This is a genomic window from Emticicia sp. BO119, from assembly GCF_013912375.1.
GTDB lineage: Bacteria > Bacteroidota > Bacteroidia > Cytophagales > Spirosomataceae > Emticicia.
On sequence record NZ_JACETV010000002.1, the window covers coordinates 1,042,209 to 1,063,405 of the forward strand.

Here is a 21,197-nt window from a genome sequence, read left to right on the forward strand (position 1 = left end):
GAAAAGGGAGCAATAGTAAAAGCGAAAAACACTATTTATCATCAACAGCTTTATAGTGTAGTTTCCAGCCTTTACTGCTGTCAGATTCGTTGGTAACAAACCATACTAATACCTTATTGTACCAACTGGTAATAACAGGCGGAATATCAGAGCCACTGAAAATAGCTAAAATAGTACTTTCTGTACCATCTTCGGCAAAGAAATATACCTGGTCTATTTTGGCTTCTGTGTCAAACTCTTCAAAATTGATTCTGATTTTCTTGCCTTTAGGCACTTCAATCAACCATTGACAACTGCAACGGTTAGCATAATTTTCTGCCCCGCTACCGTCCTCAATATACCCCTCTTCGCCTGATATAATAATTTTATCTCTGCAATATAAACCGCTCGAATCAATAGGCTGTGCTTCGTAATAGAGGTAAGTATTTTTGCCTTTAAAAGATTTAGTCGCAAAATTTATCTGAAATGAGTCAGCTCTGAAAGTATATGGTTGAGATAACTGTGTGGCCGTCAGTATAGTGTCTTTTCTTTGTTTATCCTGAAAAAGTGAAACATTGATATTACTTTTGGTAAATAAGGTTTTTGACAAAATAAGATTGTACGTAGGATATTTACCTGTGGGAGTAATTGTAAACGATAATGTTTTCTCTCCTTTTTGCCATAATGGGAGATAACCTTTGGTTTGTGAAAAACGTTTTGGTAACTCCTGACTTTCGAGATAGTTTTTAAGATTTAAGACATTGACTAAGCCTGCCCCTAGTTTACCATGATACAAAGAATTGTATTGTTCGATAGGTTCGGCTGTATTCTTCAGAAGGCGGTCAACATCCTGTGCTTGCAGGTCAGGATAAGCAGCCATAAAAGCAGCCACTACACCGCCAACAATCGGTGTGGCTGCTGAAGTTGCTGATAGATAGTTGTTAAACTCTGTATCAGAAGGGTAGGTAGTGGCAATTGAATCAGAAGGCGCAGAAATATCTACAAAGCTGCCATAATTTGATACTGAGTATTTATGCTTTTTTTTGTCTGTAGCTGCTACTGCAATTACCCACGGAAAAGCCGAGGGCATCAGCGCTTTATCAGCATAAAAATTGCCTGCAGAACCAATCAGGATAACACCTTGACTCTGAGTTCTTTTTAAAATATCTTCTTTTTCTACATCAAATAAACCTCCGCTCCAACACGTAATAATAATATCGGCTTTTTGTTCTAAAGCATAATTAATTCCGGCATACCCATCAATGATATAATTGCTTTGTTTATATTCTGATGATGTTTTAATCGGTATAATTTTAAAGGATGAAGTCTGGACACAGAGCTTTTGCAAAGTTTGAATAAGAATACCCGCTACTTTAGTACCATGTGAAAAACGTTGGATATTCTGAACAGGTGGATTGACATTATTATCGTTGTCAGAAAAATCCCAACCGATTATATCATCAGTTTTACCATTTTTATCATCATCAATAGAGTTTCCGGGAATTTCCTTAGGATTTTTATAGAAGTAATTTTTAAGAAATGAGTTGTTAAGGTCAAATGCGTCATCTATAATAGCAATAACAAGCTCTTTTTTAGGGTTTAATAATCTGAACTCTGACGAGATTCCTATCTGTTTCCAGACCCAGTCATTTTTACTGCTTTGACCAAACCCGAATAGTATAGGAGAAAAAAAAGCCTGTAAAATAAAACAGGCTTTAAGAAAATATTTGCTCATTGTTTTTAGTACCTGTTATTGAAAATATGCGATTCAACCCCTCCTTGCTGTCCTATGAAATAAGGGCTTAAACCAGCCCCTTGTCCAAAATGGATAGGCACTCTTCCCTGCAAATTCGGCAAGGCAAAGGTTGTCTGCCCATTTCCTCCATAGGTAGTGCCTAACAAAGAAAAAAGAGCAGTGTTCTGTGCAATTGAAAGTAACTGCCCGTTGCACATTGCCCAGCCTCTGGGGGCAAAATTGAAACCATAGATAGTAATTTCACCTATGTAAGGTTCAGCACCATCTCTTGATGGAAAAATTCCTTGTAAAGCAATACATATATTAACAGCCAGATAAGGCTGTAGATTGTTTAAAGCCGTAATAGTACTCGGGTTCGGGCTTGTATTTACCCAATTATTCCCATTCCATGTTAAAAGCTGTCCAGAGCTTGTTCCTGCGTTAATCGGGTTTAAGAACTGCCAAGCTGAACCTGTCCAGTAATAAAATCCTTTTTTCTGATTAGCACCGGTGTTAAAAATTAACTGTCCTTCTGCCGGGCTGATAATCGGACTGGCAGAGTTTAAATCGGCTGTTAAGGTGATTTTAGGTACAAGTACACCATCAGGTACAATAGCGGCAGACTGGGCACTGACTAACTGGCTGATGCATAGGATTGCTATCAATCCAGGTATAATTTTTTTCATAGCCTGTAATTTTAAGTTTTATAACTCATCAAAGATATTCTTTTTTTTAGAAAAATATCAGTATTAAAACCTACTAATTCATAAGTATGTTTTAAAAATTGAGATAAAACAGGCTATTTTTTTATAGTTTTCAGTATTTATTGGATATTGTTTCTTTTCCACCCATCTCACCTAAGGATATTGGGGTTAGGCCATTGCCGGCACCATAGTGCACAGGGTTTCTCCCTCTTAAGTCAGGTAGTCCGAAAGTTGTTCTTCCATCACCTCCATAAGTAGTACCTAATAAAGAAAAAAGCGCAGTATTTTGGGCAATATTCATGAGCCTTCCATCGCAATAGGCCCAGCCGCGAGGTTCAAATCCGAACCCAAACATGGCTATCTCAGCTAAAAACGGTGAATCTCCATTTCTTGAGGGAAATATCCCTTGTAAAGCAATACAAAAATTCACGGCAGTGTAGGGTTGGCGTATCTTTGAGTCTTCAGAAGGGTTAGGATTAGTATTAATCCAGTTATACCCATTCCAGGTTAGTAAATCGCCGACACTTGTACCTGCGTTCAATTGAACGTTATTTGTGTATATACTCAATGGAGCCGTTGCCGTGAGTATTGCAGTATTTAATGTTTGCCAGGCATCCCCATTCCAATAATAAAAGCCTTTAGGCTGGTTATCTCCTATATTAAAGATCAAAAGACCTTCAGTCGGATTAACAATAGGGTCGGGAGAGCTTAACTGGTAAGTAAGCGAAATTTTAGGTACAAGTACACCATCAGATGTAATAGTCGCAGATTGAGCATTAACAATCATAATTGAGCAAAAGAAAAGCACTAAACCAGTAAGAGCTAATTGTAGGTGTTTTTTCATGATATGAGTTTTTTTATGATTCAAAGGTAGGTTTATAGTAAAAATGAATCCTGAAAATGACCTGAAAACCCTGCAAAATTTTTATCCAATGATTTTAAGCACAAAAAAAAGATGCAGTTTTAGTGCATCTTTCAAATCTGTCTTTTTCTGGTTTTACTTATACTCTCTCCAGTTTAATCGGATATGTTTTTTTGGAATTCCATTGAGGTACATAAATATTCTCGTCTGAGTCCATATACACATCATGTGGGTGCATAAATACATTAAACGGGTCTTCTTTGCGTTGGGTTTCTAATTTACCATCGGTGTAAACAGGGGCACTCCCACCAGGTGTAGAAATTACACGGTCGTTTTTATCTAAAATTGTAATATATCCTGAATTAGGATTGTCGCCGGAAGTAGAGCGATAGGCAGCTCCCAGAAGTGTTTCGCCCTTAATAACCGGACGGCAGATGAATGTACCGGGTAACTCAATTGTGGAAACCGATTTGCCATCTAAAGTAAATCGTTTCCAGCAATTTTCTACCCTTGAAGTAACCAGCAATGTAGGATTCTTTTTATTACGAGTATCTACAATTACACCATGATTACACTTGAACATATCTTTTCCGCCCCAATGCCGAATCAACTTCCCCTTTGCATCATATTGCATTACGTAGTTCAGGCCATAACCATCTACTACATAAATATCTCCGTTGGCAGGGTTAACGGCCGTTTCAGTAGGATTAAACTGGGTTGGGTAGTCATACGCTCCTGTTTCCTTCGGATAGTCTATTTTAAAAATCACTTTTCCGGCAAGGTCAGTTTTTATTACCTGATGGCGGCTGGTATCACAAATCAATAAGAACTGGTCACTTCCTTGTCCGGCTATGGTTAAACCATGCCCACCCGGATAGGAATTACCCCAGGTTTCAAGCAACTTGCCAGACTTATCATAGATTAATACATTATTTTTGGTTTCGTTGGTCAGTAGAATCAATCTTCCTTTTGAGTCTTCTACCATTTCATGGCAATCGTTGACAGGATTCCTGGATGCATCTAATACTCCCCAGCCTGTTTTGACGCGATATTTATGTGAATTATGACCGATGATTATTTCATCATTTTTGCCGAAACTCATTTCAGGCAGTAGTGTCGCTGCAGTTGCTAAGCCACCTAACTTAACAAAATCACGACGGTTCAGGTATTGGTTCATGGTATGAGGTTGAATATTGTCTGATAATTTTAGCTTAAATATAAGAAAAAAGCATGACTCACAAGAAACCATGCTTTTATTCTATTGTTTATCTTCGTTTTGGAGTTCCCCTCCTTTTGTCCGGCTTATTGTTTTTCTTTGCCTGAGAAGAGGGCTTACCCTTTTTAACCTCCGGTTTTCTGTTTTTCTTTTCATGAAATGCTCCCTTAAAGGTTGGATCTTCTTTTTTACGTTGATCATCAACTTCACGAAGATAGGTCTGATTTTCTTCAAAAGGAGTATCTGCTATCTCTACCTCAATTGGAATCTGTTCTCGCGGAATTTCCATACGGATAATCCTCTCAATCTTTTTTATATGATATTCTTCCGCAATAGTCAGGAAGGTAACAGCTTCTCCAACCTGATTGGCTCTTCCGGTACGCCCGATACGGTGTACATAATCTTCGTAAATAAGCGGCACATCGAAGTTGATTACATGAGATACCTGCTGAATATCAATTCCTCTGGCGGCAACGTCGGTAGCAACTAATACATTTACGTCTCCCTCACGAAAAGCTTCCATCGAATTGATACGGGTGTTTTGACCTTTATTGGCATGAATCACCCGTATTTTGCTAAAAGGAACAATCTTTTGTACCATCGAATTATACACAAAGTCGGCTACTTCTTTCGACCTCGTAAAAACAATGGCTTTCTTTACGCCTTCTTTCTCAAAGAGGTATTTCAGCAGATTGATTTTTGTCTGAGTATTAGGCACTTCAAACATCCGCTGTTTCACAGTTTCGGCTGTTGTAGCTTGTGGCGTTACCTCAATACGTGTAGGAAACTCTAAAAACTCCTCCGATAATCTTTCAACCTTGTCAGGGAAAGTAGCCGAGAATAATAAGTTTTGTCTTTTACGTGGAATCACTTCTAAAATCTTGCGTATTTGCGGCATAAAACCCATATCCATCATTTTATCGGCTTCATCCAATACCATGATTTTCAGATCTTTTACCGCAATTTCTTCACGCAGATACAAATCCATGAATCTCCCGGGGGTTGCTACAATAATATCAATTCCTTTCTGAATAGTCTCAATCTGTGTTTTGGGGCCAAGCCCGCCGTATATAGCTGTGTGGCGCAAATCAGTGTATCTGGCGAGTTCAGCTATTGCTTTATCAATCTGAATCACTAATTCTCGGGTTGGTGCAAAAATAATACAACGAGGCATTGTACCCTGTGCATATTTTATTTTCATCAATATAGGCAACAGATAAGCGGCTGTTTTGCCTGTACCTGTCTGAGCAATGCCTAATACATCATGCCCTTTCAGAATCAACGGAATAGCTTTTTCCTGTATAGGAGTAGGCTCTGTGTATCCGCTATCTGCTATGGCATTCAAGAGCTGGCGATTCAACTCAAACTTTTCAAAAGAATTTTCCATGTATATTGGTTTGAATGAGCAGAAAATACTTACTACATTCGTTATTAATTTGATGCAAAATTAGTCAAATATTAAAACTTAGCCTAATTTCGGGGTTTCCCAACTGATTTGATGAAAATTGTGTCATAGAAAAAAATACCATAACCAATGCAAAAGAGTTTATTATTAGTTGTTTGTCTTGTATGTTTATTAATTACGGCCTGTCAAAAAAAACAGGAACCATTACCAGACGACGAAATTGCTTCGATGAGTGTTTCGGCCAGAAAGATCAATGATGGGGTAACATTAGATATTGCTGCTGTAACATTTAAGAATGCTAACCCTGTGGCAACGACTTTTGAACAGGCAGAAGTATGGATTTCAGAAGAAGCATCGGGCTACTCAAATATGAAGCTCTCGTCTACTACTACTTCAAGAACCGTGAAATTAGAGAATCTGAAAGCAGATAAAACGTATTTTGTAGCCGTAAAAGGCCTGAAAAATGGTGTTAAGTCGGAGTTTTCAAAACCCATAATGTTTACTACAAGTTCAATAAAGCCGCTTGAAACACTGCTGGAGCTACCAAATGGCTGGTTTATGAGTAGCTCTGATAAAAGCCCTTATCTGGCCTATGTTGATGCCAGTACTGGTGAAGTAACTTTACAGAACTGGAAAGATAAATCTAAAAAAGTGATTTTCAGGAATTCCGCCAGCAAAAGCTATCAGATAAAAGGTTTTTATTCGGAAGGAACACTTCTGGTTTTAGAAACAACCAGAGAGAGAGAACGGGCTTATGATTATTACGATTTTCTGTCTGACAAGATTATTGAAATAAAAATGCCTCCGGGAGCAAGAATCTGGAATTGCGCTTTTTCGCCTGATGGATTTAAAATGGCTTATACCGATTATAATAAGACAGGCCTATTCATTTATGACACAGTAATAGAAAACGTCAGACTTTACTCAAATGAAGCCTTTTATGATTTTGATTGGTCGCGCGATGGTAAAAATATTGATCAGATAAGGACTAAACCTAATTCAAGTTCTGATACACGCGAAGTAGTAAGGTGGGATTTAGCAGATAGCGGAAAAACACCTGCTAAATTGTTTGAGTGGCCAGATAATATTCAATGGACATCATTTTCCCCTAAAGATGATTACGTATTGTTTGCCAGCTATGTATCTAATAATGCCGACTTGTGGATTTATGAATTGAAAACCGGTAAAACCTGGCAGATTTCAGATGTAGCTAACTTCGGTTGGTTGTCAGATAAGGAGTTTTTTGTCAATGCTAATAAAACCGGTAATGAAACAAGCTGGAAAACCTATAAATATACAATGCCTTAGTCAGGCACCCTTAGTAAGCGGGCATTGTATATTCCTGAAACCGGCCTTTAAAACTTTCACCAAATCCTCCGCTGTATTTCGCCCAGAAACGTATCTTTCTGACTTTTAGGTTATTTTTACCTCTATTCAGGAAAAATGAGGCGGCCTCTGCCTGGGTCGTAACTTTCGGGCTAATAAAAATTCCTCCTTTTAGAATCTTATCTATTACCCTGAAATTTTCCTGTTTACCATTTTCGTAGGTAACCAGACAATGCAAATAGGGCGGTTGGAAGAATAAGCGTGCTACTTTTCCTTTGAGACTATAATCTATATCAGCAGAAAAAACGATAGGATTATCGGTGATAGGTACAATGATGTCTTCATCAAGCCTAAAAGTAATATCTTTGGTATTAACTGTTTTCAGTATGTTAGAGATAGGCTGATGCTGGAAAACAAAGAAAGTATCTTTTGCTATCAATGTGGTATCTGTCAGCTGATAGTTTTTTAATAAAGCCTTTGTTAAATCTGTTTCTACCCAGAAAGGATTCTGTTCCCGGAAAGATTCTACATGATAAACCACAAACTTCGGTGCCGTTTCAGAAAGGTATTTCTCACCATTCTTCTGCATCAACCAATCACTATTAGCTTGATATGACTGAATAACCGGACGAGGATTATAATTCAATTGGTTAAAAAACAGATAAGTAACCTGATGCGGTACAATATCGACAGTTTCATTGCCTATTTTGTCTACTAATGATTGCGGTAGTTTAATCGGAATATTCCTGAAATTATCTTCATAATCATAAGTAAAAAGTCTTTTAAGATAGTTTACTGGATTTTTCTGTGCAACAATAGTTAATACTTGCCGAAGCTTAAAACCCTCATTCATGGCCTTGGCTACTTCAGAAGGGGGGTAAGTGAGTGCATAGCCTTTTAGCGTATGCTCTCCCATATAATAACGAATAACCTGTGTAGCCGAAAGTTGCAAAACCAGAATAGCAATAAAGGCTCTGCCTGCCCATATTTTTTGCCTCTCCTCAGTAAACAAATATAAAAGCACAGCCAACGGAGACATAAACAAGAAAAACCCGAAAACATTATAATGCCCTACGGCCGTATGTGCCTGTTTAAAACTCAAAAACCACGTGATTGCCACAAGTATATAAAGATAAGCGGATTTCCATTGAAAAGTTAATAGGATGAAAATTCCTGCAACGAGTAAAATTAAACCCTCGAATACCAGAAGTGGTAAAAATTCTGCCTGACTTAAGAGCATGGCTGCCATTCCATCCTGATAAGAGTCTATGATTTTCGTACTTGCTCCCAGATAGGCAGGAATATCTACATTCAGCATAAAAGAAAGGGCATAGGTGAGCAATACCTGTAAAACAGCCACAATAATAACCGTTCGAAGTGTGAAATAACGAGCTATATAAAAATAAATCAAAGAAGCATAAAAGAGTATATAAACCACAATGCTTAAATTAACCTTTATATAGAAAACAAAGACCGATATAATAAAAGCCAGCAATAAGCCCACTGAATTACGGGTTTGTTGCGCATGCAATAGCCAGAATAAAAAGAAGTAAAAAAGTGTAAATGAGGTATCGGCAATAAAACCCCAGGGCATAAAAATGAGTAAAGCCGAAACGGCCACAATCCACCATTTTTTACCAGCTTTGGCAAAGGCAAACCGAATGATAATGAGGTAATTAAATAACGTGAAAATCTCAACAGCAACTAATAAAAGATGAGAAACAGTTTTAGGAAGAAGACCCGTATTCAGATACCCCAAAGGGCCATAGTTAAATATAAAATCTCTGCCAAATACAAAATTTTTATCAATAGCCATCACTAAGGCTTCGTGCCATGAAGCATCAATATCGAAACCTGCATAGCCGGCAGGTAATGATAAAGAAAAGAAAATAAGACTGAAAAAAACAAGAAAGAGGTTTTGCTTTGTGATTTTTACCGGAGCCATCTAAAAAATAAAGTCTTTTACTCTGATTGCAAAAGTAGAGTAAAAGACTTCTATTTTAGGTATATAAACCTGAAAATTTTACCTGCCTGCCCGTTTTTTCAAATCTTCTCTTTTTAGAGTAATCAAATGCCCGATGGGTTTCCCATTGCGGTATGTTGCCACTCTTAATGTAATTTGCGCATCGGGTACTTCAAACGGCTGGGTATATTTAGTAGAGAAATTATCAGGCATGGTATCATCCATTGTATAATAGATGTCTATGTCAGCTATTTCAGAGCCTAATTCTGCCACAAGTTTGCCCTCCTTGTTGCTTGCTTTTACAATGGCATCATACACCGCTTTTGAATACCCCATTTCGGCTACATCGGCTCTTTCAAAATGTGCTTCCATGCGTTTGATGAAATTGTTCCAGTCTTTGCTGTCTTTAGGCGACCAGAATATATCAGCCAATGCCCAGGCTCTCGGAAACGTCATATATTCAGCATAGCGGATCGTCGGAATCTGCTCTGTCCACAAATTGCCTTGTCCACCTAAAATGTATTTAGGGTCAACGCCTTCCTGCACAGGGTCAAAGCTATAGGTTTTGCTTAAACGCAAACCAGCATAAATAGGAGGGTCAATGGTTATATCTCCCTGATTATAGTCTAAATAAGCAAATGTACTTGGGGTCATTACTACATCATGCCCCATTTTTGCAGCTTCTATCCCGCCTTTTACACCTCTCCAACTCATTAATGTAGCAGTAGGGGAAATACCGCCCTCCAGGATTTCGTCCCAGCCTAAAAGCTTTTTGCCCTTTGCATTCAGAATAGCTTCTACCCGTTTCATGAAATAGCCTTGTAGTTGTTCTACTTCGTGCATATTCATCTTTTTCATTAAAGCCTGGCAACCCGGGTCTTTTTCCCAGAAACCTTTGTAGCATTCGTCACCACCTACATGTATATATTTACTTGGAAACAAAGCCGCTAATTCAGTAAACACTTTATCCAGGAACTCATACACCTTTTCATCCGATGGATTGAGGGTATTATCAATAAACATTCTGAATTTACCACCGCCATACCATTCAGCAAAATTAGTCCCGGGATTCACTTTGGTTTTAGGGTCTTTTGTACACGAAAGCTCAGGATACGCAGCAATAGCTGCCATACTGTGGCCTGGTACATCAACTTCTGGTATAATCGTAACTCCTCTTTCATCGGCATACTTCAGAATCTCTCTTACATCGTCTTGTGTGTAGAATCCTCCATAGGGCGTTGGTTCTCCCTCTTCAGGTGCTTTTCTGTCGCCAAAATGACCGTCTCTTGCTACACGCCAGGCACCCACTTCGGTTAGTTTTGGTAATGATTTTATTTCTATTCTCCATCCGTTATCGTCAGTCAAATGCCAGTGGAGTGTATTGAATTTATAGCGTACCATATCATCAATATAGCGTTTCACATCAGCTTTCGGGAAGAAGTGTCGGCTCACATCCAGCATAAGTCCTCTCCAGCCAAAACGTGGGTAATCAATTACCTTAACACCGGGAACACGCCATTTGATACCTTTTACTACTACTTTACTTTCAATTTCTTTAGGCAATAACTGTAATAACGACTGCAAGCCGTAAAATAATCCGGCAGGCTTATTAGCAGCAACTTTCACTCCTGTGTTTGTGGCATCTAAAGTGTACCCTTCATTGCCAATAATAGTGTTGGGAGAAGCATTAATCGTAAACTGGATAGTCCCTGTTTTTTGAATTTTGGGTGAAAGCCCGGCTGATTGTTGGAGCTTAGCTGCAAACATTTCAGCAATTTTCTGACTTTCAGCATCATTCGCACCGATTGTAGTTGCAGCAGTTATGTGATAAGTTCCTGCTGTAGATTGAATTTCAACGGGTTTCGGAATAATATTTTGTGCAAAAACATCAATTGTAAGTATGCTTAATACAAGCAAAAAAAACGTTTTTTTCATAAGCGAATGTTTAGGTTTTGAGTCAGAACAGGCCTCAAAAGTAAGTAAAAAACCGATAGCCTGAGCAAATATATTGTAAGTCAGTATTTCATCTTTTTTAGCGCATCATAGTATTTATTCAGATTTGCCCGGTTCTGCTCAATAAATTGAAGATAATTATCCGCATTCCGCATATTGTTAAGGGCCATCCGGCTTAATTGGGAGTTTGGGGGTACTAACGAATAATAATACCGGGCCTGGCTCATGTCTTTTTCAATACTTGCCAGCATACCGTATATTCTGTCTTTTTCTTCTCTGGCTCTTCTGTAAGAATCACCTGTATTCTTGTTCATAAACGACATCACTAAATCATGCCATGTTTTCGAGTCTATTTCAGCTTTTTTTGCATAGTAATATCCAATGCCTGACTTTGCTTCGTCGTTACTGGCATCAAACCGCAGACTTCTGAAATCAGCATTCAGTTTTTGCTGATCAACTGCTAAAGTCTCAAATACCCTCAGTGTATCAAGATAACTGAATCTTGAAGGTCTGGCAGGTTTCTGCCCATATCGAAACTCCTGCATACTTATAGGAGTATCTGATAATTGCCAGAGAGGATCTAATGGTATATGCCTTTTAATAAATGCCTTTCCTTCGCTTAGATAAAACTCTTCATTCAGTTGTTTTCTGAATAAACCTGTCTGTACATTGATCGAACCTGCGCTCCAGGTAGGGTCGCATAAGTACCATTTATTATTAATTTTTACAGCATTCCATGAGTGTCTTTCAGGTGAAAAGATCAGAGCATTTGTGTGAAGATCCGGGCTCTTACTATAGCCTGTTACGTTATAAGCTTTGATGTTTAAGGCAATACATAAATCCTGAAAAAGATTGGTATAACCCATACATACAGCTTTTTTGCGTTGAATCACTTTCTCAGATTTTTGGGCTTCTGCATACTGCTCAACAGTCTTGATATTCATTTCATTAAACAAATCAATATCATATGCAATATTATCAGTCACCCACTCATAAATGGCACGTACTTTTAACGAATCTGTACTGATACCACCTGTTATTTGTGAGGCTAAGCGTTTCACCTGTGGCGAAACAGTTTGAGCAGTAGTTGTAAGCCCTGTAAAAAAGAGTAACAGCATGTAGAGTTTCTTTTTCATAATCACATTTAAGGTGTCATTTCAATATAAAAATAATAAAATTGCTTCTGATGAGAAAAAAAAGATGGATAAACTCATCTATTTATTAATTGCACAATTAACGTTTGAGTGTACAAAACTGGTGTGTTTGTATTATAAATATTAGCTTCACTAAGTAAATCACCTAAAACAGAATAGCCGGCCTATGTAACAATTATCACGGACACGCAAAATATAAGGCAATAGTTTTGTAGCCGATTAAATGATAAACGCTATAAAAATGAATATAATAGAAATTGTCGGTTTTGCTTCTTCGTTATTGATTGGAATTAGTTTAGGGCTTATAGGTGGTGGAGGGAGTATTCTTACTTTGCCCGTTTTAGTATATCTTCTCAATGTTAATCCTATTTTGTCTACTGCTTATTCGCTGTTTGTTGTAGGCACTACATCTTTAGTGGGCTCAACCAGCTATATGAAACAAAAACTGGTCAATTATCAGGCTGCCCTTGTGTTTGCTATCCCATCGTTTATTACAGTTTTTCTCACCCGTAAATACCTGGTTCCGGCTATTCCTGATCCTATTGTGGAGTTAAATGGATTTGAAATCTCAAAGAATGTCGGAGTTATGCTCTTCTTTGCACTCATTATGCTGGCGGCTTCTTACTCAATGATTAAAAGTAAGAAAACTGATAAGCCAGATAATAGTCAGGAAGTAAAGTTTAATTATCTGATGATTGCATTAGAAGGAAGTATTGTAGGAGTACTGACTGGTATTGTAGGGGCAGGGGGAGGTTTCCTGATTATTCCTGCACTGGTACTGTTTGCCAGACTACCCATGAAATCAGCAGTTGGTACTTCTTTACTCATTATTGCAGCGAAGTCATTGATTGGGTTTTTAGGTGATTTATCAAATCTTGAGGTAGACTGGCCTTTTTTACTCGAATTTACCGGATTATCAATAGTAGGAATTTTCGTTGGCTCTTATCTGGCTCGTTTCATTTCAGGCGATAGACTCAAAACAACTTTCGGTTGGTTTGTCTTACTTATGGGGGCTTATATAATTACCAAAGAATTATTATTAAAATAAATACAGGAGTGTAATAAATGTCACATACTATTCAGTAGTGGAACAATAATTTTGTCTTAAAATAATAAACTTATATAACTATGTTTTTTCAGCATATATATGACAAATCCTTGGCTCAGGGGAGCTATTTTATTGGTTGCCAGAAGGCGGGAGTAGCGATGGTGATTGACCCTAAAAGAGATATAGACACTTATTTAGAGATAGCCCGGCAAAACAATATGAAGATAACCCATATTGCTGAAACGCATATTCATGCAGATTTTCTTTCGGGCTCAAGAGAGTTGGCAAAGGTTACTGGAGCGTCAATGTACTTATCAGATGAGGGAGGAAAAGACTGGCAATATGAGTTTGACCACGTGGGGTTAAAAGATGGCAATGTTATTTACGTAGGGAATCTGAAATTTGAAGTAATTCATACACCGGGGCATACACCAGAAAGCATAAGTTTTTTATTAACCGATACTCCGGCAAGTTCTGAGCCGGTTATGCTATTTACAGGTGATTTTGTATTTGTAGGTGATATTGGCAGACCTGATTTATTGGAGAAAGCTGCAGGCTTGAAAGGTACACAAAACGCAGGTGCTGAACAAATGTATAAATCGCTCAGAAGGTTTGACAAACTCCCTGATTTTATCCAGGTCTGGCCTGGTCATGGAGCAGGGTCTGCCTGTGGTAAGGCATTAGGTGCTGTGCCAAGCTCAACTGTTGGGTATGAGAAAATCAGAAACTGGGCTTTTAAATATCAGGATGACAAAGATGGATTCGTGGATTATCTGTTAGCCGACCAACCAGAGCCACCGAAATACTTTGCTATGATGAAAAAACTTAATAAAGTAAACAGACCTTTATTGACAGAAGTACCAACACAAACCAAACTATCAGCCCAACAGGTAAAAGAGGGGTTGGTTGCAGGCATTAAACTTATAGATACAAGAAATAAGGGAGATTTTGCGGCAGGGTTTATTCCGGGCAGCATGAATATCCAGGGCAATAACTCATTTGCAACCTGGATGGGCTGGTTTGTTAATTATGAAGAACCATTTATGTTAATAGCTTCTGATACACAAATTGAGGATTTAACCCGCAAACTGATGAGAATCGGATTAGATAATGTATTAGGTTATATAACCGATGTAAACTCTTTAGGTATAAAATTAGAAAAAAGCGATATTATTACAATTGAGGAGTTTAAAACTTTAGCCGCAGAAGATGAGGTACAGGTTATTGATTTAAGAGGAGTTTCTGAGTATAAGAGCGGTCATATAGAAGGTGCAGAGAATATTTTTATCGGCACTTTACCACAAAATCTCGATAAAGTAAGTAAAGACAAACAAGTGGTAATTTATTGCCAGGGGGGTGATAGAGCAGCCATTGGCTATTCAATTCTTAAGAAAAATGGATTTAATAACGTAAAAAATTACTCAGCCGGAATGAATGAGTGGATTGGCAAGGAGAATCCGGTAATAATCGGTGAATTGGTTGGTGAATTTTGCTGATAATGAACTTCAAACCCTCATCTGAACTACCGGATGAGGGTTTTGTTTTTGATAATAGCGTTATTATAAGAGGTTATTTGAATAGAAACAGGTATTCAGCCTATGTATTTCAGTAGCTGATGTAGCATATAATTTTAACTTGAGATGTCTGAATGAATAATAAAATTAATGAAAAAGAAGTTAAACGGCTTTTTGTCATTTTAAAAATTCTGGTACTACTGATATTCATTACAATAGGGAGCCTGATTGCCGGAACATTTCTGAGTAATACCTCTATAAAACTCCATACTGATTCAAAGAAACCCTTTGTAAAGATTGATACAAACTTTACAAATCTCTGGACAGCTCCGTCAGACTGGCGATTGGTTCGCTTAAGTGCCGAAGAGCAATCAATGATTAAATACGGGAAAGAGTTGATTGCACATACAGCCGATTACCTTGGTCCAAAAGGAAGTGTGGCTTCAATCTCAAATGGGATGAATTGTCAGAATTGCCATCTGAATGCAGGAACTCAGCCTTGGGGGAATAATTATTTTGGGGTTGAGGCCAATTATCCCAAATTCAGAGAGCGCTCAGGAGCAGTAGAAAATCAGGTAAAGCGAGTAAATGATTGTTTTGAGAGGAGTCTTAATGGAAAAAAACTTGATTCAAGCAGTCACGAAATGAAAGCTATTTTGGCTTATATTAAATGGCTTGGCTCAGACGTCCCCCGAAAAACCACACCACGGGGTACAGGCATATTCAAATTAAAAGGGCTCAGCAGAGCAACTAACGCAGAAAAGGGACATCTGGTATATGAACAGAAATGCCAGAGTTGCCATCAGGCTAATGGTGACGGGTTAATGGCTGCAAACGGTAAAAGCTATACCTATCCGCCCTTATGGGGAGCTCATAGCTATAATAACGGAGCAGGCTTGTATCGTATCTCAAATTTTGCCGGATATGTAAAATACAATATGCCCCTTGGCACATCCTATAAGCGACCACAACTGACAGACGAAGAAGCCTGGGATGTAGCTGCATTCGTTAATTCAATGCCCCGGCCTGAAAAAGATTTAAGCAAAGACTGGCCGGATAAAGCCGGTAAACCATTCGACCATCCTTTTGGCCCTTATGCCGACCCATTCTCTGAGGTACAACATAAATACGGGCCTTATAAGCCTATTAAAGAATGGAAAGAAGCACATAAGAAAAAATAAAGCATTAAAATAAGCTGTTTTTTATATTCTCTGTTTACGCATGAGCTGCATTTATGATTTTTTCATGAGTGCAGTTTTTTCTTCCGGTTATTAATCAGGATTATTCCTTCAATGTAACTTTTGTCACGGACACCCATCATGACCAAATGTACTTTTGTATCATAATGGCAAGAATTATGACACAAATCAATATCTGTTATGTGGTGGGGGCATTGTTTATATCAACTTATCTGGTTCAGGCACAAAACCCTGAATCAATAGCAGAAAAAGATACAAACAATTTAGGGTATCAACTCAGAAAAGGAGGAAAGTTTTACGTTCAGGCAAGGACTTATTTTTCAACAACAATCAATGATGGCAGATTAACAGACTACTATGCTTTGGGAATTGGCGCAGGAATAGGGTATGAAACACCAAGAGTTTTCAGGTACTTTCAGGCAAGGGTGAGCGGGTATTCTATGTTTAATGTGGCTTCTTCGAATCTACAAAAAACCGATCCTCGCACCAACCAGTTGAATCGGTATGAAATAGGATTATTTGATATTGAAAATCCAGACAATCATAAAGATTTAAACCATCTGGAAGAACTTTATATTAAGGCATTTGTAAGTACAAAATCAAAGATTATTGTCGGTAGGCAAATACCACAGACACCCTTCATTAATCCGCAGGACGGGCGTATGAGGCCGACCTTTGTAGAATCTGCTGTTGTAGATTTGAATGAGTGGAAAAACCTGAAGATTTATGGAGCGTATATCTGGCAGATGTCTCCCCGGTCAACTATAAGATGGTTTAATATCGGCGAAAGTATCGGTCTTTATCCGGTTGGCGTTGGAGTTACAGGAGAGTCCTCTAAATATAAGAATAATACTTCCTCTTCAGGTATAGGCATAGCGGGCATCAGTTATCAGAATAAGAGATGGAATATTCAGCTATGGAATAATTATGTTGATAATATCAACAATACCGGGATGCTCAAAGTTGAATGGAAATCAAAACCAAACGCAGGTAAAAACTGGCTGTTTGGCGGACAATTCATTCATCAGAATACTTTAGGCGATGGGGGTAATGAAGACCCTGCAAAAGCCTATGCTCAGAAGGGCAATGGCGCAAATATTATTTCAGGGCGGCTCGGGCAACAATCAAACAAATTTACGTGGTTTCTGAATGCGACCAGAATCACAGATAAAGGTCGCTACCTTATGCCACGCGAGTGGGGCAGAGATCCGTTTTATACCTTTATCCCCCGTGAAAAGAACGAAGGCTTTGGCGATTTAACCGCTGTTACAGTTAATACTTTCTGTACTATACAGAATCATATCAGACTTGAGCTAAGTGCCGGATATTTTCAGCTGCCCGACGTAAAAAACTTCACGCTCAATAAATATGGTATGCCTTCTTATGCCCAGGTTAACCTTGGGCTGACCTACCAGTTTGAAAATTATCTGAAAGGCTTGAATCTTCTTTTGCTGATTGCGCGGAAAGACCAGATCGGTGAAACCTACCAGAAAGACCGATTCGTGCTCAACAAAGTGAATATGACACACCTCAACCTGATTCTCAATTATCAATATTAAATAAAACGAACCTTATGAATCAAATTATGGAGTTGATCACTCAACCCTGGCCCTGGTATGTGGCCGGGCCTCTTATTGGTCTTACAGTACCTACGCTTTTGCTGATTGGGAACAAGTCCTTTGGCATTTCCTCTTCACTCAGGCATATATGTGCCGCCTGTTTGCCGGCAGGCATTCCGTTTTTTAACTATGACTGGAAAAAAGAAATCTGGAATCTCGTATTTGTGTCAGGCATTTTTTTTGGCGGAGTAATTGCTACTAATTTTCTTGAAAACCCCGATACCTTTATTCTTTCAGAGCGAACAATTACAGATTTAAAAAAACTTGGAATCCATGATTTTGCAGGGCTAATGCCTGCTGATTTATTTTCTGTTAATGCGCTGTTTACTATAAAAGGATTTATATTTTTTGTATTAGGGGGCTTTATGGTAGGATTTGGTACACGCTATGCCGGAGGTTGTACTTCCGGGCATGCCATTATGGGCTTATCAAATCTTCAACTGCCGTCGCTTATTGCTACCTGTTGTTTTATGGTTGGAGGAATTACCATGACACATCTCATTCTGCCATACATATTTAAGTTATTCTGATTTTTAATCTTAATTAAACAGACATTACAATCGAAATGAAAAATAGTCAAGAAGTTGCCACACAAGAAGAATTTGTCTGCGAGGCTCCTAATAATATGGTAAAAAAAGAGCCTCCGCTTGAAAATCTTAAGTACCTTATTGTTGGAATTATGTTTGGTATTATATTCGTAAAAGCCGAGATAATTTCATGGTTCCGTATTCAGGAAATGTTCCGGTTTCAGAGTTTTCATATGTATGGGGTAATAGGTAGTGCCGTAATTGTTGGTATGATTTCGGTATTTCTGATTAAAAAATTCAATATTAAAACCATGAGCGGAGAAAAAGTAGATTTTCACCCTAAAAAATTCCAGAAAGGACAAATCTACGGTGGATTAATTTTTGGGCTGGGCTGGGCACTTACCGGTGCGTGTCCGGGGCCACTTTTTGCGCAAATTGGTAGTGGTTTTGTAGTGGTAATTGTTACTTTGATTAGTGCTGTCGCTGGAACATGGGTATATGGCTATTTCAAAAATAAACTTCCTAACTAATATTTAAACAGGCTTGTTAAAATAGCTCCGGGCATACCTCGGAGCTATTTTTATTATTGCTCATAAGAGGTTTTATTGTGTTATAACGCACTAAATCTGATAAATTTTGTAGATTTGTTTAAGAACTACACATAAACTAAACTTACCTTATACATTATGAACTTCATTCATCAAAGAAAATTACTTTCTCTTAAATTAGGGCTTTTGGGGTTATTTCTGATGGCCAACCTGCTAAGTGCAACAAGCATTGCCCAGCAATACGATTTGATAATTAAAAACGGAAGGATTGCAGATGGTTCGGGGAATCCCTGGTTTGCCTCTGATGTGGCAATTAAAGGTACTAAAATAGCCGGAATAGGGAAGTTTGAAGCAAGTGAGGGAAAACAGGTAATTGATGCCAGAAATCAGATTGTTTGTCCGGGGTTTATAGATGTTCATACCCATGTAGAAGACGGTATCAGAAATGTATCAACGGCTGATAACTTTATCCATGATGGTGTTACGAGTGTGATTACGGGAAACTGTGGGTCATCGGAGGTGAATTTAGCAAAATTTTTTGATGAATTGAAACAGTTGCAGATAAGTGTCAATTTAGGTTCATTAATCGGGCATAACTCAGTAAGAAGACAGGTAATGATGAATGTATTCCGTGACCCTACTGCTCAGGAGCAACAAAAAATGGAGGCATTGGTCGAACAGGCTATGAAAGATGGCGCAGTAGGTCTGGCAACAGGATTGATTTATATACCAGGTACCTACTCTAAAACACCGGAAGTAGTAGGGCTGGCAAAAGCGGCCTCTAAATTCGGGGGTATTTATGCTTCACATATCCGTGATGAGGGCGTGAAGGTGAGGGATGCAATAGAAGAAGCAATTAATATAGGCAGAGAAGCACATATTCCGGTTGAAATATCGCATTTCAAAATTTCAAGTAAACCACTATGGGGACAAAGTGATATGACGATTGGTATTGTAGAAAAAGCCCGTTTGGAAGGAATAGATGTGAATGTAGACCAATACCCTTATACTGCCAGTAGCACTAATATGGGAACCATGCTGCCCTCATGGGCTTTAGCCGATGGTGATTCAATGGTGCATGCACGGTTGAATCACCCTGAAACAAGAAAGAAAATTCGTGATGAAATGATAAAAGGTGTAAAAGCCGATAAGCGTAAAAATTATGATTATGCCTTTGTTGCCCGTTACAGAGCCGACTCAACATTGAATGGAAAAAATGTGAGTGAAATAAACAGGCTTTTAGGCAGAAAAAGTGACTTGGCTACAGAAGCAGATTTGATTATGGACATGGTTGATAAAGGGGGAGCACAGATGGTATTTCATAAAATGAGCGAAGATGATGTAGCTAAAATCTTACGATACCCAAATACAATGATAGCCTCAGATGCAGGCGTCATTCAGTTTAACAGAAATATGCCGCACCCGCGTGGCTATGGTTCTAATGCCCGTGTATTAGGCAGGTATGTACGCGAGAAACAGGTACTTCGTTTGGAAGATGCCGTTCGTCGTATGACGTCATTGCCAGCTCAAAGATTTAAGATAGAAGACCGGGGGTTAATCAGAACAGGTTATGCTGCTGATATAGTAATTTTTGATAAAAACACAGTAGCTGATAAAGCAACCTTCGAAACCCCTCATGCTTATTCAGAAGGTATTGACTATGTTCTGGTAAACGGAACAATCGTATTAGAGAATGGCAAACATACGGGCAAAAAGCCTGGTGAAATTATCTATGGCAAAGGCAAACTTAATTCAGGCGCGGGTCAGTAGGGTAATTAGATAAAACCTTATATTCTCCGCCCATACTTTTTAATATGGCACGCCAGAACTGGTCGGCAGGGGTATCAAAAATGAAATGAGCATCGGTTTCTGAAACTATCCACGAATTCCGGTTCATTTCATCAACCAATTGCCCTGCTGACCAGCCCGAATAACCAATAAACAGGCGAATATCATTCTCAGATACCTTACCTATATTTATCAGGGTCTTTACACTCTCAAAATCACCCGACCAGTAGATTCCATTGCCTATATCAACGGCACCTTCTATCTGGTTGCCTAATCGATGAATAAAATGCAGTGTATTTTGTTCTACGGGGCCTCCAATAAATAAGGGCAGTTCGCCATAAACATTCTCTATAACATCATCTAAATGTAAACTGGTAGTCTGATTCAAGACTAAACCAAACGACCCTGTTGAATTATGCTCACATAAAAGTACTACACTTCGTTCAAAATTGGGGTCACCTAAAAATGGTTCAGCAATTAATAATTTCCCTTTACCCACCGACATATCCATCGAATATTTTTTATAGTATTATTTCTGATTTTATAATTAACTCACTTAACATCTGAGATGTTTCCGAACTTTTATAATAGCCCTACAAAATAGAGGTTTTCAAAAGAATGAAAAAACAATTTCTTAAAAAACTTCTGTTGGAAATC

General features: G+C 38.4%; 16 protein-coding genes and 1 pseudogene. 8 read left to right on the forward strand and 9 right to left on the reverse strand.

Annotated elements, in window-relative coordinates; genetic code table 11:
* Window positions 1-31 precede the first annotated feature (31 nt).
* From H1R81_RS11115 to H1R81_RS11135, 5 genes and pseudogenes are all read right to left on the reverse strand, one after another.
* Window positions 32-1,714 carry a S8 family serine peptidase gene (locus tag H1R81_RS11115; RefSeq protein ID WP_181840778.1) on the reverse strand — a complete coding sequence of 561 codons (1,683 nt, stop codon included), beginning with the start codon at window positions 1,712-1,714 and terminating at the stop codon, window positions 32-34.
* Window positions 1,715-1,740: 26 nt separating this feature from the next.
* Window positions 1,741-1,968: pseudogene (locus H1R81_RS27455) on the reverse strand (phage tail protein); the annotation flags it as partial.
* 562 nt (window positions 1,969-2,530) lie between these two features.
* A complete protein-coding gene (locus H1R81_RS27710; protein ID WP_310588068.1) occupies window positions 2,531-3,262 on the reverse strand; it encodes a tail fiber protein in 732 nt (243 codons plus the stop codon).
* A 157-nt stretch (window positions 3,263-3,419) separates the two neighbouring features.
* Window positions 3,420-4,457: a 6-bladed beta-propeller gene (locus H1R81_RS11130; RefSeq protein WP_181840780.1), complete on the reverse strand. Its 1,038-nt coding sequence runs from the start codon at window positions 4,455-4,457 to the stop codon at window positions 3,420-3,422.
* Between the two features lie 88 nt (window positions 4,458-4,545).
* Window positions 4,546-5,883, reverse strand: a complete 1,338-nt coding sequence (locus tag H1R81_RS11135) for a DEAD/DEAH box helicase (protein ID WP_181840781.1) — start codon at window positions 5,881-5,883, stop codon at window positions 4,546-4,548.
* Window positions 5,884-6,030: 147 nt separating this feature from the next.
* Between H1R81_RS11135 and H1R81_RS11140 the strand changes: the two genes are divergently transcribed.
* Complete coding sequence (locus H1R81_RS11140) at window positions 6,031-7,209, forward strand: WD40 repeat domain-containing protein (RefSeq protein ID WP_181840782.1); 1,179 nt, start codon at window positions 6,031-6,033, stop codon at window positions 7,207-7,209.
* 10 nt (window positions 7,210-7,219) lie between these two features.
* Here H1R81_RS11140 and H1R81_RS11145 read toward each other — a convergent pair whose 3' ends face one another.
* The 3 genes from H1R81_RS11145 to H1R81_RS11155 all read right to left on the reverse strand — a co-directional run bounded on the left by H1R81_RS11145 (window position 7,220) and on the right by H1R81_RS11155 (window position 12,279).
* On the reverse strand, window positions 7,220-9,172 hold the full coding sequence (locus H1R81_RS11145; RefSeq protein ID WP_181840783.1) for a hypothetical protein: 1,953 nt from the start codon (window positions 9,170-9,172) through the stop codon (window positions 7,220-7,222).
* A 78-nt stretch (window positions 9,173-9,250) separates the two neighbouring features.
* A complete protein-coding gene (locus H1R81_RS11150) occupies window positions 9,251-11,125 on the reverse strand; it encodes a beta-N-acetylhexosaminidase (protein WP_181840784.1) in 1,875 nt (624 codons plus the stop codon).
* An 80-nt stretch (window positions 11,126-11,205) separates the two neighbouring features.
* Entirely contained in the window at window positions 11,206-12,279 is a 1,074-nt protein-coding gene (locus tag H1R81_RS11155; protein WP_181840785.1) for a transglutaminase domain-containing protein, read from the reverse strand.
* A 259-nt stretch (window positions 12,280-12,538) separates the two neighbouring features.
* On the opposite strand from H1R81_RS11155, the gene H1R81_RS11160 reads away from it, so the two are divergent.
* The 7 genes from H1R81_RS11160 to H1R81_RS11190 all read left to right on the forward strand — a co-directional run bounded on the left by H1R81_RS11160 (window position 12,539) and on the right by H1R81_RS11190 (window position 20,522).
* On the forward strand, window positions 12,539-13,345 hold the full coding sequence (locus H1R81_RS11160) for a sulfite exporter TauE/SafE family protein (protein ID WP_181840786.1): 807 nt from the start codon (window positions 12,539-12,541) through the stop codon (window positions 13,343-13,345).
* 80 nt (window positions 13,346-13,425) lie between these two features.
* Window positions 13,426-14,841: a rhodanese-like domain-containing protein gene (locus H1R81_RS11165; RefSeq protein WP_181840787.1), complete on the forward strand. Its 1,416-nt coding sequence runs from the start codon at window positions 13,426-13,428 to the stop codon at window positions 14,839-14,841.
* 152 nt (window positions 14,842-14,993) lie between these two features.
* Complete coding sequence (locus tag H1R81_RS11170) at window positions 14,994-16,040, forward strand: c-type cytochrome (protein ID WP_181840788.1); 1,047 nt, start codon at window positions 14,994-14,996, stop codon at window positions 16,038-16,040.
* A gap of 176 nt (window positions 16,041-16,216) precedes the next feature.
* Window positions 16,217-17,617: an OprD family outer membrane porin gene (locus tag H1R81_RS11175; protein ID WP_181840789.1), complete on the forward strand. Its 1,401-nt coding sequence runs from the start codon at window positions 16,217-16,219 to the stop codon at window positions 17,615-17,617.
* A gap of 14 nt (window positions 17,618-17,631) precedes the next feature.
* Window positions 17,632-18,207, forward strand: a complete 576-nt coding sequence (locus tag H1R81_RS11180; RefSeq protein WP_181840790.1) for a YeeE/YedE family protein — start codon at window positions 17,632-17,634, stop codon at window positions 18,205-18,207.
* Between the two features lie 35 nt (window positions 18,208-18,242).
* Window positions 18,243-18,734, forward strand: a complete 492-nt coding sequence (locus tag H1R81_RS11185) for a DUF6691 family protein (protein WP_181840791.1) — start codon at window positions 18,243-18,245, stop codon at window positions 18,732-18,734.
* A 156-nt stretch (window positions 18,735-18,890) separates the two neighbouring features.
* Window positions 18,891-20,522 (forward strand): amidohydrolase family protein, encoded by a 1,632-nt coding sequence (locus tag H1R81_RS11190; protein WP_229251096.1) that lies wholly within the window; start codon window positions 18,891-18,893, stop codon window positions 20,520-20,522.
* On the opposite strand, the gene H1R81_RS11195 is transcribed toward H1R81_RS11190, so the two are convergent.
* The gene (locus H1R81_RS11195) at window positions 20,500-21,045 is read right to left on the reverse strand and encodes a YqgE/AlgH family protein (RefSeq protein WP_229251097.1); all 546 of its coding nucleotides are present in this window, start codon (window positions 21,043-21,045) and stop codon (window positions 20,500-20,502) included. The genes H1R81_RS11190 and H1R81_RS11195 overlap by 23 nt on opposite strands.
* Window positions 21,046-21,197: the final 152 nt, after the last annotated feature.

Excerpts from the sequence above, each read along its gene's own strand:
- H1R81_RS11150 (WP_181840784.1), bottom strand. The coding sequence starts at position 11,125 with ATGAAAAAAACGTTTTTTTTGCTTGTATTAAGCATACTTACAATTGAT.
- H1R81_RS11165 (WP_181840787.1), top strand. The coding sequence starts at position 13,426 with ATGTTTTTTCAGCATATATATGACAAATCCTTGGCTCAGGGGAGCTAT.
- H1R81_RS11185 (WP_181840791.1), top strand. The coding sequence starts at position 18,243 with ATGAAAAATAGTCAAGAAGTTGCCACACAAGAAGAATTTGTCTGCGAG.
- H1R81_RS11130 (WP_181840780.1), bottom strand. The coding sequence starts at position 4,457 with ATGAACCAATACCTGAACCGTCGTGATTTTGTTAAGTTAGGTGGCTTA.
- H1R81_RS11115 (WP_181840778.1), bottom strand. The coding sequence starts at position 1,714 with ATGAGCAAATATTTTCTTAAAGCCTGTTTTATTTTACAGGCTTTTTTT.
- H1R81_RS27710 (WP_310588068.1), bottom strand. The coding sequence starts at position 3,262 with ATGAAAAAACACCTACAATTAGCTCTTACTGGTTTAGTGCTTTTCTTT.
- H1R81_RS11140 (WP_181840782.1), top strand. The coding sequence starts at position 6,031 with ATGCAAAAGAGTTTATTATTAGTTGTTTGTCTTGTATGTTTATTAATT.
- H1R81_RS11190 (WP_229251096.1), top strand. The coding sequence starts at position 18,891 with ATGAACTTCATTCATCAAAGAAAATTACTTTCTCTTAAATTAGGGCTT.
- H1R81_RS11155 (WP_181840785.1), bottom strand. The coding sequence starts at position 12,279 with ATGAAAAAGAAACTCTACATGCTGTTACTCTTTTTTACAGGGCTTACA.
- H1R81_RS11160 (WP_181840786.1), top strand. The coding sequence starts at position 12,539 with ATGAATATAATAGAAATTGTCGGTTTTGCTTCTTCGTTATTGATTGGA.
- H1R81_RS11135 (WP_181840781.1), bottom strand. The coding sequence starts at position 5,883 with ATGGAAAATTCTTTTGAAAAGTTTGAGTTGAATCGCCAGCTCTTGAAT.
- H1R81_RS11175 (WP_181840789.1), top strand. The coding sequence starts at position 16,217 with ATGACACAAATCAATATCTGTTATGTGGTGGGGGCATTGTTTATATCA.
- H1R81_RS11180 (WP_181840790.1), top strand. The coding sequence starts at position 17,632 with ATGAATCAAATTATGGAGTTGATCACTCAACCCTGGCCCTGGTATGTG.
- H1R81_RS11145 (WP_181840783.1), bottom strand. The coding sequence starts at position 9,172 with ATGGCTCCGGTAAAAATCACAAAGCAAAACCTCTTTCTTGTTTTTTTC.
- H1R81_RS11195 (WP_229251097.1), bottom strand. The coding sequence starts at position 21,045 with ATGTCGGTGGGTAAAGGGAAATTATTAATTGCTGAACCATTTTTAGGT.
- H1R81_RS11170 (WP_181840788.1), top strand. The coding sequence starts at position 14,994 with ATGAATAATAAAATTAATGAAAAAGAAGTTAAACGGCTTTTTGTCATT.